The following is a 14,878-nucleotide window of genomic DNA, read 5'->3' on the forward strand; positions in this document are numbered from 1 at the left end:
TTTTAAAACAAATATTACAATAAAAGTTAATATTATTGTACTACTATTCTTATTTTTATGCATTTTGTCGATGTTTTTTACCTTTAATCGATAAAATAATTTTTCTTGGATTGGCTTATTATACATTCGCGCACAAAATCAGCCAATTTATGAAAGTCATATTAAACAAAATAGCTTTGTTAGCGTTGCTAATTAGTGCTACTACAAACGCTCAGGTAGGGGTTGGAACAACAACACCGGCCGGAGCTTTAGACATTAATTCAACAACTCAAGGTTTTATACCTCCCCGAGTTTCGTTAAGCGCAACAAACCAGGCTCTTCCCGTAGTTAACCCGCAAGGTGGTGCTTTGGTGGCCGGTACAGTGGTTTGGAATACCGCAACCGCCGGTACTTCCCCTAACAATGTTGCTCCAGGTTTATACTATTGGAACGGCACACGCTGGATTGCATTTGCTGGTGCACCTGGAGGACTGGACTGGTCCTTAACAGGAAACAGTGGTACCACAGCCGGGACAAATTTTTTAGGAACCACCGATGCGCAGGACCTTCGCTTTCACACTAACGGTGTAGAAAGAGCCAGAATTCTCAGTACAGGTACAATGGGTATCAATTCCGTTGGAGCCGCAGGATCGCAGCTTACAGTTGCGGCAGCAGGAACGAATGATGCCGTTGCCTCAACAGCCAATCATAACGTCGCCAATGCAGTATGGGGCAGAAATGCTCACACAACCGGTACAGCCATTATTGGAGCGACTAATGGTTTGGGCGGTATATACCCAACCAATGGCGCCGGTGTTGCGGGCTCAGGCGTAAACGGTATCGGAATTTATGGCAGCACTGGAAACGGAGCACCTGACAACGATGCTCATAACGGAAATCATGCAGGCGGTTTCACACTAGACAGCGACAATGATGCAGCAACTGCCAATTCTAGTGCAACGGCAAGATTAGCAGGAAAAGAAGTGCTAGGCCCTCCAGGACCAACAACCAGAACCCTTTACGGAGGATATTTTTCTTCAAAATCTGGTGCTTCATCAACAAACTACGCTTACGTTGGGGTAAATTATAACCACACTAACAATGCTAATGCAACAGGGGGTACAAACTACAAAATTCTAGGTAATGGAGTGGTTTCCACCATAGTACCAGACGCAGAGAACAAACCGAGAATCATGTTTGCCCCGGAGGCTCCCGAAGTTCTTTTCCAGGACTATGGTATCGGGAAATTGCAAAACGGAACTGCAACTATTAAAATTGACAAAACCCTAGCAAAAAATATTCTTGTTGATGCAGAACACCCTCTAAAAGTTTTTATACAGCTTGAAGGCGACTGTAACGGTGTTTATGTAACCAATAAATCTGCAGAAGGGTTTACAGTAAAAGAATTACAAAACGGAAACAGCAATGTTAGTTTCTCCTGGCAAATCGTAGCAACAAGAGCCGATTCAAAAGATGCAAACGGGAATATAACCTCTCACTTTGAAAATTTAAGATTCCCGGTTGGTCCAAATGCCATAAAAGAAACCAACGTAAAAGCTAAAGAAATAAAAAAAGAAGACGTTCAAAACTAAACATACTTCCAAAATTTCCAGAAAGACCTTTGCTTTAAATAGTGAAGGTCTTTTTCGTTGACATACGCTTCCCGCTCAAAACTGATGTTCCGATACGCCACACGACGGTCCTTAAACTGCACCCATCGCGCCAGAAATTCCAGCCCATACCACAGAAAAAAAGGCAGCACGAGTAACTCCAGCTGTTGCCGGATATGAATCATCTCGTGGTTGACAATTACCACATCTTCCCTGTCCTCTTTATGTGTTAACAAGATAAACGGAAAGAGGGTAATGCCACGAAACCCTTTCGGCGTTAAATATTTAACTACAAGTACAATCATTCGCTGTAAAGTTCCTAAATTTGCTTTTATGAACGAACAACTTAACCCAAATAATTTAAAAGAAGGAGAAGATTTTTACTATACGCCCGAGGGTTACAAATGTTTTACCGAAAAGTACCATTTAAAACGCGGGTATTGCTGCAAAAGCGGCTGCCGTCACTGTCCGTATGGCTTTGACAAAAAAACTGGAGAAATTAAGAAAAAATAGTTGGGCGTTCCCCGCCTCCATGCTTACGGCGGGTCGGGCTATGCGCAAGTACACGGTACTTTGCTCCTATCCCTAACGCGGTCCGGCTTAAAAACAACATACAACTAAAAAATGGACATCCATTTACAAAATTACCGAATCAAAATTTACAAGTCCTACCACCGGTCGGACATCCGTTATCCTTAGGTTTCAGAAAAAAAACAATTCAAAAGTAAACCTATAAACATAACCATAGTTCTTGGTTCTTAAGTGCCCTAAAAAACTTAGCACCATAGCAACTCAGTAACTTAGCAATTCAAAAAAAATGACATTTCAAGAACAAATACTGGAAGGAATTCCATCGGTTTTACCACAACCAAAGCCCTACGATGCCAGAATCAACCACGCGCCAAAACGCAAAGAAATCTTAACTGACGAAGAAAAAAAGCTGGCTGTCAAAAACGCCCTGCGTTATTTCGAACCCAAACATCACGCTGCCCTAATTCCGGAATTTAAGGAAGAACTGGAAAAATACGGACGCATCTATATGTACCGTTTGCGTCCGGATTACGAAATGAAAGCCCGTCCTATTTCCGACTATCCGGGAAAATCGGAACAGGCCAAAGCTATCATGCTCATGATTCAGAACAACCTGGATTATGCTGTGGCACAACATCCGCACGAATTAATCACCTATGGCGGAAACGGCGCAGTGTTCAGCAACTGGGCGCAATACCGTTTAACCATGAAATACTTAGCCGAAATGACCGACGAACAAACATTGGTCATGTATTCCGGTCATCCGATGGGCTTGTTCCCGTCCCATAAAGAAGCCCCAAGAGTCGTAGTCACCAACGGAATGATGATTCCCAACTACTCCAAACCGGACGATTGGGAAAGATTCAACGCGTTAGGCGTAACCCAATACGGGCAAATGACCGCCGGAAGTTACATGTACATCGGACCGCAAGGCATCGTACACGGCACCACCATTACCGTATTGAATGGCTTTAGAAAAATCGGCAAGAATCCAAGCGGCAGTTTATTCGTAACCTCCGGTTTAGGAGGCATGAGCGGTGCACAACCCAAAGCCGGAACCATCGCAGGCTGTGTAACCGTTTGTGCCGAAGTGAATCCGAAAATCACCAAAATCCGCCACGAACAGGGCTGGATCCATGAAATTGTGGAAGATTTGAACGAATTGGTAATCCGTGTCCGCAAAGCCTTGGAAAACAAAGAAGTGGTTTCCATAGCCTATTTAGGAAACATCGTAGATGTCTGGGAAAAATTCGACGAAGAAAACCTGCACATCGATTTAGGTTCCGACCAGACGTCGCTGCACAACCCTTGGGCTGGTGGTTATTACCCTGTAGGCATTTCTTTCGAAGCCGCCAACGAGATGATGGCCAACCATCCGGAGCATTTCAAAATTGAAGTTCAGAAAACCTTGCGCCGCCATGCAGCAGCGATTAACAAGCATACCACCAAAGGCACGTATTTCTTCGACTACGGAAACGCTTTCTTGCTGGAAGCTTCCAGAGCCGGAGCCGATGTAATGGCCGAAAACCCGACTTTAGGCAGAGAATTCAAATATCCGTCTTACGTGCAGGACATCATGGGGCCAATGTGTTTCGACTACGGTTTCGGACCGTTCCGTTGGGTGTGCTGCTCCGGAAAACCTGAAGATTTGGCCAAAACCGACCAAATTGCCTGCGATGTTTTAGAGGAAATGATGAAAAACTCCCCGGCGGAAATCCAACAGCAAATGGCCGACAACATCCAATGGATCAAAGGTGCTCAGCAAAACAAATTAGTCGTGGGTTCCCAAGCCCGTATTTTATACGCCGATGCGGAAGGAAGAACCAAAATCGCAGAGGCCTTCAACCAGGCTATTGCCCGGGGTGAAATCGGCTATGTGGTTTTAGGACGCGATCATCACGACGTTTCGGGTACTGACTCTCCATACAGAGAAACGTCCAACATTTATGACGGTTCCAGATTCACTGCCGATATGGCCATCCATAACGTCATCGGAGACAGTTTCCGCGGCGCTACCTGGGTATCCATTCACAACGGCGGCGGCGTGGGCTGGGGCGAAGTAATTAACGGTGGTTTTGGTATGGTTCTTGATGGTAGTAAAGAAGCGTCAAGACGTTTAGAATCCATGCTTTTCTGGGACGTTAACAACGGAATTTCAAGAAGAAGCTGGGCCCGAAACGAAGGCGCCATGTTTGCGATAAAACGTGCCATGGAGACACAACCGTTATTAAAAGTAACTCTTCCTAATTTAGTGGATGAATCGTTATTGTAGTTCGAAGTTTGGGTTTTATTGCCATTAGAAAGTAACTTTTAAACTTCGTAACTTTATATATTAAAACTGAAGGATATGAAAACGTTTAGATTGCTCTCGTTAACCTTACTCTTTATGTTGGGCGCATGCAGTACTGTAAGAGTAGACGCCGATTTTGACAACAATGTTGATTTCAGCACCTATAAAACCTATGCTTTTCAGAAAAGCGGTATCGACAAAGCCGAAATCTCCGATCTGGACAAGAAACGGATCCTTCGTGCAATCGATGCCGAAATGAGCAAAAAAGGCTACACCAAAAGCGAATCTCCCGATTTATTAATAAATATTTTCACTAAAGAAAGAGAACGGGTTGATGTAGACCAATATAACGCCGGCTGGGGTTACGGCTGGGGATGGGGCTGGAATCCTTACATTTGGGGAGGACGAACCTATGTTTCCACTTCAACGGAAGGCACGTTGTACATCGATTTAATTGATGCCAAGAAAAAAGAATTAATTTGGCAGGGAAAAGGCAGCGGATACCTAACTCAGGACCGTGAAAAAAAAGAAGATCGCATTAACGAATTTGTGGCTAAAGTTCTGGGGCAATTTCCACCGGAAAAAAAATAACTACTCAAGGCTGTCTTCGGACGGCCTTTTTTATACAACCCTAATCAGGTTAAAAAAATCACAAACTAACAATTATCATATTTACATTGCAAAAACTGCTTTATTTTTACCCAAAATCAGAAGCAAAATGACCGATATTCAGAATCTTGAAGATATCAAACAAATGGTGAATTCGTTTTACGGAAAAGTACAGCAGGACGATTTCATAGGACCGATTTTCAACGAAAAAATACAAAACCGCTGGCCGGATCACCTGGAAAAAATGTACGGTTTCTGGCAAACGGTTTTATTGGATGTGCGCGCCTATTCCGGCAGTCCGTTCCCACCGCACGCCACCCTTCCAATCCAAAAAGAGCATTTCGAGCGCTGGATGGAAATCTTTACCCAAAACATCGACGAACAATTTGCCGGCCCAATTGCTGACGAAGCCAAGTGGCGCGCCGGAAAAATGGCCGAAATGTTCAACTACAAAATCGAATATTTCCGAAATGCCAACCAAAAGCCTCTTACCTGAAACGTTATTTTAATTTTGATTTTTCCGCAAAACGTTTATATTTGATTAACAATCAATACGCTGATAATCATGACTAAAAACTACGGTAAGATCTTCTTGATACTTTTTGCTTCAGGGCTGTTGGCTTCGTGCAGCGCCACTAATTTATTAACCCTGAGCGTAACCGAACCGGCACCGGTACATCTCGAGTCGAAAGGAAAAGCGGCAGGAATACTTAACCGCTCACTCCAGGCTCCGCAAAATGAGGTTATCGATGCCATTGACAAAATTTTATCGGTCGAAGGAAAAGATTTCGACAAAGACGGAGCCCATGAATCTATCCTTGGACTGCAAAACGAATTAACCAAGAACAACAGATTCAGCAGTGTAAAAATTATTGACGACAGCACTCTTAAATCGGTTGGTTTGAGTGTTTTTCCTGCACCGCTACCTTGGGAAACCGTTGAAAAAATAGCCACGGAGAATCAGGTAGATTATTTGTTTGAACTGTCTTTCTATGACACCGATACCAAAGTGGACTACAAAACTGCCACGGTAGAAAAAGCCAACGTTCTGGGAATCAAAGTTCCCGTAATCGAACATCAGGCAACCGTTTCCACCCTGATTAAAAACGGCTGGCGCATTTATGATGTACGCAACCGAAACATTCTGGATGAACAGGCCAGCAACAACGTAACAACCGCTGTGGGTCGCGGTATAAATCCGGTTAAAGCCGTGGAAGCCGTTTTAGGCCGAAAGCAAAATGTAATGCAGTTGAGTAATACGTTGGGAGCCGACTATGCTTTAAAAACATTACCTTATAAAATAAGGGTTTCCAGAGATTATTATGTAAAAGGAACCTCAAATTTTGAAATCGGAAAACGCAGGGCGCAAACCGGAAACTGGGACGGCGCGGCTGAATTATGGAAAAAAGAATTAACCAATAAAGATCCTGAAATTGCCGGAAGAGCCTGCTACAACATGGCCATCATCAACGAAATCAACGGAAATCTGGACGCGGCGGTAAACTGGGCGGCAAAATCCTACAGCGATTATGGCGACAAATTAGCGTTGCGCTATTTAAATGTTTTAAAAAACCGACAATACAAACAGCAACAACTCGAATCACAAATACAGTAAGGAATGAAATGTTACGCAAGGATATTTCCCTGTCGTCATAACGCTAAAACCGTTGTAATCTCCTGAAACATTTCATAACTTTACAGCAAAATACAACACACGACGCCTTATGAATACGACTTACGAAACCAATCCGTTAATCGAAAGATTGCCCAAACACCTAAAACAATTCATCAAACCGCAGGATTATGACGAGTACACTCCTATCAATCAGGCCGTTTGGCGTTATGTGATGCGTAAAAACGTCGATTACCTGGGGAAAGTGGCGCACAGTTCGTATCTGGACGGTTTACGTCAGACGGGCATTGACATTGAAAGCATCCCGAACATGTACGGTATGAACCGCATCCTGAAAGAAATCGGATGGGCAGCTGTGGCTGTGGACGGTTTCATTCCGCCGAATGCCTTTATGGAATTTCAGGCATACAATGTGTTGGTTATCGCTTCCGACATCCGGCAGCTGGAACATATCGAATATACGCCGGCTCCGGACATCATCCACGAAGGTGCCGGTCACGCGCCTATCATCGCCAATCCGGAATATGCGGAATACCTGCGTCGTTTTGGGGAAATCGGTTGCAAAGCCATTTCTTCGGCACACGATTATGAAATGTATGAAGCGATTCGTTTGTTGTCTATTTTAAAAGAAGCGGAAGATACACCACAAGCGGAAATTGAAGCCGCAGAAAAACACGTAGACGAATTACAGAACAACTTAGGCGAACTGTCCGAAATGGCACAAATCCGCAACCTGCACTGGTGGACGGTGGAATACGGCCTGATCGGAACAGTCGACAATCCGAAAATATACGGCGCCGGTTTACTTTCCTCCATAGGAGAAAGCGCCTGGTGCATGACCGATAACGTAAAAAAACTGCCGTATGACATCAGCGCGGCCAACCAGAGTTTCGACATTACCAAACCGCAACCGCAATTGTACGTTACCCCGGATTTTGCGCATCTGAATTCCGTACTGGAAGAATTTGCCAATAAAATGGCATTGCGTACCGGAGGATTAAGCGGCATCCAAAAACTGATCAAATCCAAAGCCTTAGGAACCATTGAATTGAGTACAGGCATTCAGATTTCCGGTGTTTTAACCAATGTAATCGAAGACGAAGGAAAACCGGTTTACGTTCAGACTACCGGAAAAACAGCGCTTTCGTACCGTGAAAAAGAATTAGTGGGCCACGGCACCAATTACCACGCCGAAGGTTTCGGTTCACCCATCGGAAAACTGAAAGGCATCAATTTAGCGATTGAAGACATGAGCCCTCGCGATTTGCGCGCGTATGACATCTACGAAGGCGAACAGGTAACACTGGAATTTGAAGGCGATATTACCGTTTCCGGAGAAATTATTACGGGTTCGAGAAACCTTCGCGGAGAAATTATCCTCATCAGTTTTAAAAACTGTACCGTTAAACACAAAGATACCGTGCTGTTCCAGCCGGAATGGGGCACTTACGATATGGCGGTCGGCAAAAAAGTAATCGCTGCTTTTTCCGGTCCGGCCGATGTGAACAGTTTCGACATGATCAGTCATGTGCCGTCTTCCAAAACCATCAAACAGAGAAAATCGCCGGAACGCGAGGAATTGGAAGCGCTTTATAAAAATGTGCGAAACATCCGGGAAGGAAAACACGCTGAAATTACTTTAAAAGAAGCTTTTGCCGCGGTTTCTGCCAACCACCCTAATGACTGGCTGCTTTCTGTGGAAATTGCCGAATTAGCCGAAAAAGAACACAATTCCGACCTAACAGACAAGGTGCTCAACCATCTTGAAAAAGTAAAAATGAGCCGTCCTGAAGTCGCCCATTTAATAGCCAACGGCTTAGATTTGATTTTTGACAAAACCACTGCGTAACATTCGTTACACAACACGGGCATTAGCCTGCTTAACTTTGTCAAAAAAAATAAAATCATGGGTTTATTAAATCTTTTGGGATTGGGTGCCAAACCGGATAATCTTTCGGAATTTGTTGCAAAAAACGCTGTAATTGTAGATGTTCGCACTGCCGAAGAATTCGCGTCGGGACACATTGAAGGTTCCAGAAACATACCTTTGGACAGTATTGCCGCGAAAGTTTCCGAAATCAAAAAATGGAACCAACCGGTAATTGTATGTTGCCGTTCGGGTATGCGCAGCAGTCAGGCCGCTTCCCTTTTAAAACAAAACGATATTGAAGTCATGAACGGCGGCGGCTGGCAAAATTTACAACGCAGATTATAATGAAAACATTCAACCGGAAAGCGCATTGGGAAAGCATTTACAATACCAAAGCCCTGAATGAAGTGAGCTGGTATCAGCCAACCCCAAAAACCTCTTTAGACTTCATCCAGAAGCACGCCCAAAAAGGCGACGCCATTATTGACGTAGGCGGCGGCGACAGCTTTTTAACCGATCATTTACTGGAGTTAGGCTACACCAACCTGACCGTGCTGGATATCTCCGAAAAAGCGATAAACAGAGCCAAAGCCCGTTTAGGTGCAAAAGCCGATGTCGTAAAATGGATTGTTTGCGACATTACCGAATTTGAACCAACGGAACAATACACCATCTGGCACGACCGGGCCGTTTTTCACTTCCTCACAGATGCCGAAGACATCGCAAAATACCAACAAGTCGTTGCTTCTGCCGTAACGGCCAAAGGGAAAAAACTTATCGGAACGTTCTCAGAATCCGGTCCAAAAAAATGCAGCGGGATTGAAATCAAACAATATTCGGGCAATTTACTGAAAGAAACGTTTAAAAGGGATTTTGAACCGCTGGAATGCTTTTTTGAAAACCACACCACGCCGTTTGACACGATTCAAAATTTTGTATTTTGCAGTTTTGAGAAAAAATAAAATCCCAGGATTACCCGGGATTTCTTTTTATAATTTAAGGGTTTCTTCCATCTGCTTTTCGCTTTCGATTACCTGATTTTTGTATTCGAGCTTCCATCTCATTTCGCGGGTCAGTATCAGGATTTTGGCCAGTTCGCTGATCAGACGGTTTCCCGCATTGGCTTTTAAAGACGATTTTTCCATCTTGGCTGCCAGATCGGCTTTTACTTTTTTGTTGATTTTATTGTAATCGTCTCCGGTAAAAGGATTCATCCGGCTTTGCTCGACATCGTAAAACTGAATGTCGGGGCTGATTTTGATTTCTTCCTTCGGAATGCTGACAATTGTTATGGTTTTGTTTTTCGCGTCGATATCGTATTGCACCTGACGCAAATCGTAGGCAATGGTAACATCCGCATTAATGACAATCAGGGCTTTTTTCTCAAAGGAAATCAGATCCATGAGGTATTTCTGCTGGTCTTTGTAGGTCATGACCTGGGAAAAATGCCCCTCGGTTACGACTAACTTTCCGACGTTTTTAATCTTCTCCTGAATCAGATTGGTATTGTATTCGGTGGTTGTGGTGGGTTTTTCGAAAGCAAAATACTTGTACAGCACGACGCCAATCACCACTAAAACAATCAGATACAGCAATTTTCCGGAACGACCGAAGGCCTGAACAATCGGAATAATAATGTTTTTTAAAGCCGTTTCGGTGGAATCTTTTCTGGTGGCCATGTGTTTAAATTTGCCTGCTAAGATAGGAAAAACTTAAATCCAATTGTTGTTTTTAGCCTTCTGTACGGCTTCCAGTTTAGAATGTACCTGCAGTTTTTTGTAAATGTTTTCAATATGCTTGCGGATGGTGCTGGGCGACAAAATGAGATTTTCGGCGATAAGCGTATAACTCAGCCCCCTGCTCAACTGTTCGAGCACTTCTATTTCCCGCTCGGAAAGCCTGACTTCTTCTTTTTCCGACACATCACTGATTTCCATCGGATTGCGCAGCAAACGGAGTGTTTTCATGGCGATGGAAGGCGTCATGGCTGCGCCGCCGTTTAACGTTTCCACTATCCCGTCGTGAAGTTCTTTTGCATCAATTTCTTTTAACAGATATCCGTCGGCTCCGGCTTTGATGGCTTTGAAGATGTTTTCATCGTTGTCAAAAACCGTCAGCATGATGACTTTGATATGCGGGTATTTTTTCTTGACCCAAGCGGTGGTTTCAATACCGTTCATAACCGGCATTTCGATATCCATCAGGATAACATCAATTGCGGGATTTGCTTTCAGTTTTTCGACAAATTCCTGTCCGTTGAAGGCAAAAAAACGGGATTCCAAATCGTCGAAAAAGGACAGTTTTTCCGATACCGCCTTGATTAAAAAAGAATTATCGTCCGCAATGGCGATTCGTATTTTACGCTCCATATTATTTCTCGAATACTACTTTAACTGTGGTTCCTGAACCGATTTCGGATTGTATAACAACTTGTCCGCCTACTTCAGACAGGCGTTTCTTCATGTTATGCATTCCGTTTCCTAAGCTATCGCTTGCCGGATTAAACCCTTTCCCGTTATCGGAAATCAGCACCACAAACTTATCTTCTTCCTGCTGAATTTTCACCGTTATCACACTTGCCTGCGCGTGTTTCAAGCTGTTATTCACGCTTTCCTGGATTACCCGATACACATTAATCCCTTTAAGGGACGACAAGGTTAGTGTATCCGGAATATGGCTGTCTAAATAAAAATCAAAGTGTATGTTGTGGGAAGCTGATTTGGCACTCTCGATGAAATTTACAATACGGGTGCGCAAGTCGGAAATGGAGATCTCGTCTTTATTCATCGCCCAAATCGTATCGCGAAGCTCGGTAATTGTACCCCGGGTAAAACTGCAGATACCAGACAGTTTGTTCTTTAACTTCTCGTCTTCGATGGAAAATCCGTATTTAAGGTTGTCCAAGGACGAAATAATAAAGGTAAGCTGTGCCCCGATATTGTCGTGTAAGTCTCGGGAAATCGCCAGACGTTGTTCCTGTAATTTATTTTGGATTTCGATGCGTTGCAAAGCTTCTTTTAACTCGTTTTCTCGAATAATTTGTTTGTTTCTCATTTTTTGGCGGTTATAAAAAAGATAGCCCAACAATATGGAAATGACTAATAATGCTCCAACGGCCAACAACCAAAGGTTTTTCTCGGCCAGCGTTGCTTTTTGCACTAGGATTTCTTTTTCTTTTTTTTCGGTTTCGTATTCGATGTCCAGTTCGGCTTGTCTGGATCGGATTTCAAAACTCTGAATACTGTCTTTATAACGAATGTGATTTTTAAAACTTTCGAGCGCTTTTTCAAAATTTTTATTGCTTTCATACAATTCGGAAAGCACCTGATAATTTTCCTGTGTCAGGTTTTTATAATCGTGCGCTTTGCTCGCAGCCAAAGCATTATTAAAATAATCGATAGCCTTTTTAGTATCGCCGATACTCTTAAAGAAATGCCCATAGAAATTCAGGTTTTCCGCAATGCCTACTTTGTCGCCACGTTTTACCCGCATCGCATAAGCTTTGTCCAAAAGCGCTTTGGCTTCGGGAAACTTTTTTTGCATGATTTTTACCATGGCAATCTTATTCAGACTGTAAGGAATGGCGATTTCATCTTTCGAAAGCCTCTTAAAATGTAAGGCCTTTTCATAGAAATAAAGTGCGCTGTCCAAATCGGTCTGCATTTCTTTGAGGACACCGTAATTGTCGTAAATAGCATTGAGTTCGGCTTCTTTTAAATGAATTTTTCCGAGTTTAATGGCTTTGTTCATATACGCTGAAGCCAGTGCCATATTCCTGCGCTTCAACTGATAGCCGTATTCGCCGTACGTTTTGACCAGAGAGGGAAAATCCTTTTGCTGTTCAAAAATGCGGATGGCTTTTAAGGTGTAAAATGTATTCTGGTCGTATTTTCCCTGATAATAATACAAAAGCCCCAAATTAGCGTACGATTCACCCAATCCTTTTATGTATTTTATCCTGGCGGCTTGTTCTGCGTTTTGAAGCGTAAGACGAATTACTTTGGCCGTGTTGGCTATTTTGTAATCGAACGGAAGGTTATTTATGGAATCGATTTCCTTTCTAAGATCCTTATTCGCATAGGAAAACTGAGCCATCAAACACCACAGAAAAAGAAGCATCCGAAATCGTAAAATCATAGCTGGACATTTTGTTAAAGTTAAGAACATTTTCTTTAGAAAAACACCTTACTTTTCAACCAATAGTGCACCACCATGAAGGAAGGCTAATGAGCCAGCAGGTAATAAATATTCAGCACAAGGCATAAGAGCACAAACAGCACCATCAAGACTACTGCGATTTTTACTTTACCGTATTTTAAAACCCTGTCGCTCATCTTTGAGAAAAAAACCCACATTGGTTCAAACATTTCGGTAAAATTGAACTATTTGACGGCACAATTCAATACGGCAATTGCCTTATTTTAAAAAGTCATGTGAGGATATTTTTCCTGAAGTGCTGCGATTTTCCGGTTCAGGTTCGCAGTAAATTTTGCATGCTGTTCCGAATCCGGATTAAACGAACGGTGTTGCAGACCTTTCTGAACAGCGTCTATGGCATCCATAACCACATAAGTGCTTTCCGCCAACATGGCCTCACAGAAGCGCTCCCAGATATAGTCGATGGCTACAGCATTGGGATGCAGCATGTCTTCGGCGTAAAAGCGGTAATCCCGAAGTTCGTCCATCATAATCTCATAACTTGGAAAATAGTGTGCGGTCTGCCGATGGGTTCCCGTTTGCAGGACTTCGTGTAAAGCTGTGATAAGATGGGCTTTACTCTGTTGGTTTTCCACAAAACCGTCTTTGATATGACGCACCGGAGAAACGGTAAAAATAAATTGTAGTAACGGATTAAAAGCTCTCAGTTGGGTAATTATTCCGTTTAGATTATTCTGAATGACGGTAACCGATAGCAATTCTTTATCAAAATGTTTTTGTGGCACTTTATGACAATTGGCTACAATTTCGCCAGCTTCAATATTACGGTAAACCCAAGCGGTGCCAAGGGTAATAACACAATGTGATGCTTCCTTTAATTGCTGATGCGTTTCTTTGACTTTTTGATTGAGTTGCTTCTGGAATTCGTTTTTGTCTGTTTTACTTAGTTCGGAATGCACTTCATAACAGTTCCAGCGTTCGTTGTGGAAGAAAATATCTTTTTCGGTGTACCAATCAAGCTGGACACAACGGCGGAGCAATCGCTCCAAAGAAACCGGATTAAAAATAATCCCAAAGGGATTGGTCTGGTTACGGAATTTGAAATAATCGAATTTCGCTCCGATATTTTCTGCAAAACAAGAACCCAAAGACACTATCCGCGCATCGTAATCTATTGGAAAATTACTTTGGTGAACAGGTATTTGGGTTCTGAATTGCATGTTAAGTTTGTTTGCTTACAAACTTATGAAATTATCAATAAACATAGTCGAATGTTACCGAACCTTTGTCAGCACTTAACGGATAATTGGCCCCGTTGTAAACATATTGTGCCGATTCCACAACCGCCGAACCGCTGGTTACACTCTGAACGTTGTTATAGTTGGGGTTTGCCGTAATGTCGTAATAGGCCAATTTATCAAAACCGGTTATGTTTTTAAACGGTGAGTTTTTAGAATCATAGGAATAATTCAGCACTTCCGTTACCGTTGTGCCGTTTTGTACTGTATAGTTTTCGATTTTGTTAACACGGATACCGGCCGTAAACACTTTTCGGTTTACAATTTGCGAAGACGGGCTGGTCGAACTTCCGCTATACCCTTTCACAATAACCGTTCCGTCTGAATTATTGGTATACACGGCATTGTAAGTAGTAGTTCCGGATGCATTTTCGCGTCTGTACTTTAACAACTGTCCTTGTCTGCTATATTCAAAAAATTCTTTGGAGTTTAAAACGTTGTTCAGATAGAAATCTTTGCGGATAATTAAATCACCTCCGTAAGTATACACCACTTCTCTTCCGTCTGTAGAAGTAATCTTTACCAGTTTCGTACCATTATAAGTATACTGATCAGTAACAACAGTTGCCCCTCGTTCTGAGGTTGCGGTAATGCTCTGCACCAACAATGAAGTAGTACTCATCTTGGAAGAATCTTCCGTTGTGTCATATTCTTCATCCAAAGAACAGGAAGCAAAAACAGTGGTTAGCACCATTCCTAAAATCAAGCTAAATCTTTTCATAATCATTTCGTGCTGTTTTAAAATTTTCGGTAAAAGAATAAAAAAAAACAATACAAAAATGCTTTTTAACGATTTTTTTTGATTTTAATCGATTAATTATCAATTAGTTACATAAAAATCTTACTGAAATTTGTTTCCGTATTTTTTAACAGTTTCTGTAAAACGTTCCAAAGATATCT

Annotated in this window: 15 protein-coding genes; 9 read left to right on the forward strand and 6 right to left on the reverse strand. The window is 42.6% G+C overall.

Annotated elements, in window-relative coordinates; genetic code table 11:
• Positions 1-149: 149 nt before the first annotated feature.
• Complete coding sequence (locus G498_RS15285; RefSeq protein WP_131387697.1) at positions 150-1,571, forward strand: hypothetical protein; 1,422 nt, start codon at positions 150-152, stop codon at positions 1,569-1,571.
• Here the strand turns inward: G498_RS15285 and G498_RS0101355 are convergent.
• The gene (locus tag G498_RS0101355; protein WP_026979485.1) at positions 1,568-1,894 is read right to left on the reverse strand and encodes a hypothetical protein; all 327 of its coding nucleotides are present in this window, start codon (positions 1,892-1,894) and stop codon (positions 1,568-1,570) included. The genes G498_RS15285 and G498_RS0101355 overlap by 4 nt on opposite strands.
• A gap of 28 nt (positions 1,895-1,922) precedes the next feature.
• Between G498_RS0101355 and G498_RS0101360 the strand changes: the two genes are divergently transcribed.
• From G498_RS0101360 to G498_RS0101395, 8 genes are all read left to right on the forward strand, one after another.
• Entirely contained in the window at positions 1,923-2,102 is a 180-nt protein-coding gene (locus G498_RS0101360; RefSeq protein WP_026979486.1) for a DUF5522 domain-containing protein, read from the forward strand.
• A gap of 304 nt (positions 2,103-2,406) precedes the next feature.
• A complete protein-coding gene (locus tag G498_RS0101365) occupies positions 2,407-4,392 on the forward strand; it encodes a urocanate hydratase (protein WP_026979487.1) in 1,986 nt (661 codons plus the stop codon).
• Positions 4,393-4,467: 75 nt separating this feature from the next.
• A complete protein-coding gene (locus G498_RS0101370; protein WP_026979488.1) occupies positions 4,468-5,001 on the forward strand; it encodes a DUF4136 domain-containing protein in 534 nt (177 codons plus the stop codon).
• 127 nt (positions 5,002-5,128) lie between these two features.
• Positions 5,129-5,515 (forward strand): group III truncated hemoglobin, encoded by a 387-nt coding sequence (locus tag G498_RS0101375; RefSeq protein ID WP_026979489.1) that lies wholly within the window; start codon positions 5,129-5,131, stop codon positions 5,513-5,515.
• Between the two features lie 69 nt (positions 5,516-5,584).
• A complete protein-coding gene (locus tag G498_RS0101380; RefSeq protein ID WP_026979490.1) occupies positions 5,585-6,634 on the forward strand; it encodes a DUF6340 family protein in 1,050 nt (349 codons plus the stop codon).
• 109 nt (positions 6,635-6,743) lie between these two features.
• Positions 6,744-8,501: an aromatic amino acid hydroxylase gene (locus G498_RS0101385; RefSeq protein ID WP_026979491.1), complete on the forward strand. Its 1,758-nt coding sequence runs from the start codon at positions 6,744-6,746 to the stop codon at positions 8,499-8,501.
• A gap of 57 nt (positions 8,502-8,558) precedes the next feature.
• Complete coding sequence (locus tag G498_RS0101390; RefSeq protein WP_026979492.1) at positions 8,559-8,867, forward strand: rhodanese-like domain-containing protein; 309 nt, start codon at positions 8,559-8,561, stop codon at positions 8,865-8,867.
• Positions 8,867-9,484 (forward strand): class I SAM-dependent methyltransferase, encoded by a 618-nt coding sequence (locus tag G498_RS0101395; RefSeq protein ID WP_026979493.1) that lies wholly within the window; start codon positions 8,867-8,869, stop codon positions 9,482-9,484. The genes G498_RS0101390 and G498_RS0101395 overlap by 1 nt, the downstream gene beginning before the upstream one ends.
• A 27-nt stretch (positions 9,485-9,511) precedes the next feature.
• On the opposite strand, the gene G498_RS0101400 is transcribed toward G498_RS0101395, so the two are convergent.
• The 5 genes from G498_RS0101400 to G498_RS0101420 all read right to left on the reverse strand — a co-directional run bounded on the left by G498_RS0101400 (position 9,512) and on the right by G498_RS0101420 (position 14,699).
• On the reverse strand, positions 9,512-10,201 hold the full coding sequence (locus G498_RS0101400) for a DUF4230 domain-containing protein (protein ID WP_081694188.1): 690 nt from the start codon (positions 10,199-10,201) through the stop codon (positions 9,512-9,514).
• A 33-nt stretch (positions 10,202-10,234) separates the two neighbouring features.
• A complete protein-coding gene (locus tag G498_RS0101405; protein ID WP_026979495.1) occupies positions 10,235-10,891 on the reverse strand; it encodes a response regulator in 657 nt (218 codons plus the stop codon).
• 1 nt (position 10,892) lies between these two features.
• Complete coding sequence (locus tag G498_RS14555; RefSeq protein ID WP_161625325.1) at positions 10,893-12,659, reverse strand: tetratricopeptide repeat-containing sensor histidine kinase; 1,767 nt, start codon at positions 12,657-12,659, stop codon at positions 10,893-10,895.
• A 284-nt stretch (positions 12,660-12,943) separates the two neighbouring features.
• The gene (locus G498_RS0101415; protein ID WP_026979496.1) at positions 12,944-13,900 is read right to left on the reverse strand and encodes a GSCFA domain-containing protein; all 957 of its coding nucleotides are present in this window, start codon (positions 13,898-13,900) and stop codon (positions 12,944-12,946) included.
• Between the two features lie 34 nt (positions 13,901-13,934).
• Positions 13,935-14,699 carry a hypothetical protein gene (locus G498_RS0101420; protein ID WP_131387698.1) on the reverse strand — a complete coding sequence of 255 codons (765 nt, stop codon included), beginning with the start codon at positions 14,697-14,699 and terminating at the stop codon, positions 13,935-13,937.
• Between the last annotated feature and the right edge of the window lie 179 nt (positions 14,700-14,878).

The sequence above is a fragment of the Flavobacterium suncheonense GH29-5 = DSM 17707 genome, assembly GCF_000430025.1.
In the GTDB taxonomy this organism is placed as follows: domain Bacteria; phylum Bacteroidota; class Bacteroidia; order Flavobacteriales; family Flavobacteriaceae; genus Flavobacterium; species Flavobacterium suncheonense.

Coding starts and splice junctions, on each gene's coding strand:
- G498_RS15285 (WP_131387697.1), top strand. CDS start 150: ATGAAAGTCATATTAAACAAAATAGCTTTGTTAGCGTTGCTAATTAGT.
- G498_RS0101355 (WP_026979485.1), bottom strand. CDS start 1,894: ATGATTGTACTTGTAGTTAAATATTTAACGCCGAAAGGGTTTCGTGGC.
- G498_RS0101360 (WP_026979486.1), top strand. CDS start 1,923: ATGAACGAACAACTTAACCCAAATAATTTAAAAGAAGGAGAAGATTTT.
- G498_RS0101365 (WP_026979487.1), top strand. CDS start 2,407: ATGACATTTCAAGAACAAATACTGGAAGGAATTCCATCGGTTTTACCA.
- G498_RS0101370 (WP_026979488.1), top strand. CDS start 4,468: ATGAAAACGTTTAGATTGCTCTCGTTAACCTTACTCTTTATGTTGGGC.
- G498_RS0101375 (WP_026979489.1), top strand. CDS start 5,129: ATGACCGATATTCAGAATCTTGAAGATATCAAACAAATGGTGAATTCG.
- G498_RS0101380 (WP_026979490.1), top strand. CDS start 5,585: ATGACTAAAAACTACGGTAAGATCTTCTTGATACTTTTTGCTTCAGGG.
- G498_RS0101385 (WP_026979491.1), top strand. CDS start 6,744: ATGAATACGACTTACGAAACCAATCCGTTAATCGAAAGATTGCCCAAA.
- G498_RS0101390 (WP_026979492.1), top strand. CDS start 8,559: ATGGGTTTATTAAATCTTTTGGGATTGGGTGCCAAACCGGATAATCTT.
- G498_RS0101395 (WP_026979493.1), top strand. CDS start 8,867: ATGAAAACATTCAACCGGAAAGCGCATTGGGAAAGCATTTACAATACC.
- G498_RS0101400 (WP_081694188.1), bottom strand. CDS start 10,201: ATGGCCACCAGAAAAGATTCCACCGAAACGGCTTTAAAAAACATTATT.
- G498_RS0101405 (WP_026979495.1), bottom strand. CDS start 10,891: ATGGAGCGTAAAATACGAATCGCCATTGCGGACGATAATTCTTTTTTA.
- G498_RS14555 (WP_161625325.1), bottom strand. CDS start 12,659: ATGATTTTACGATTTCGGATGCTTCTTTTTCTGTGGTGTTTGATGGCT.
- G498_RS0101415 (WP_026979496.1), bottom strand. CDS start 13,900: ATGCAATTCAGAACCCAAATACCTGTTCACCAAAGTAATTTTCCAATA.
- G498_RS0101420 (WP_131387698.1), bottom strand. CDS start 14,699: ATGAAAAGATTTAGCTTGATTTTAGGAATGGTGCTAACCACTGTTTTT.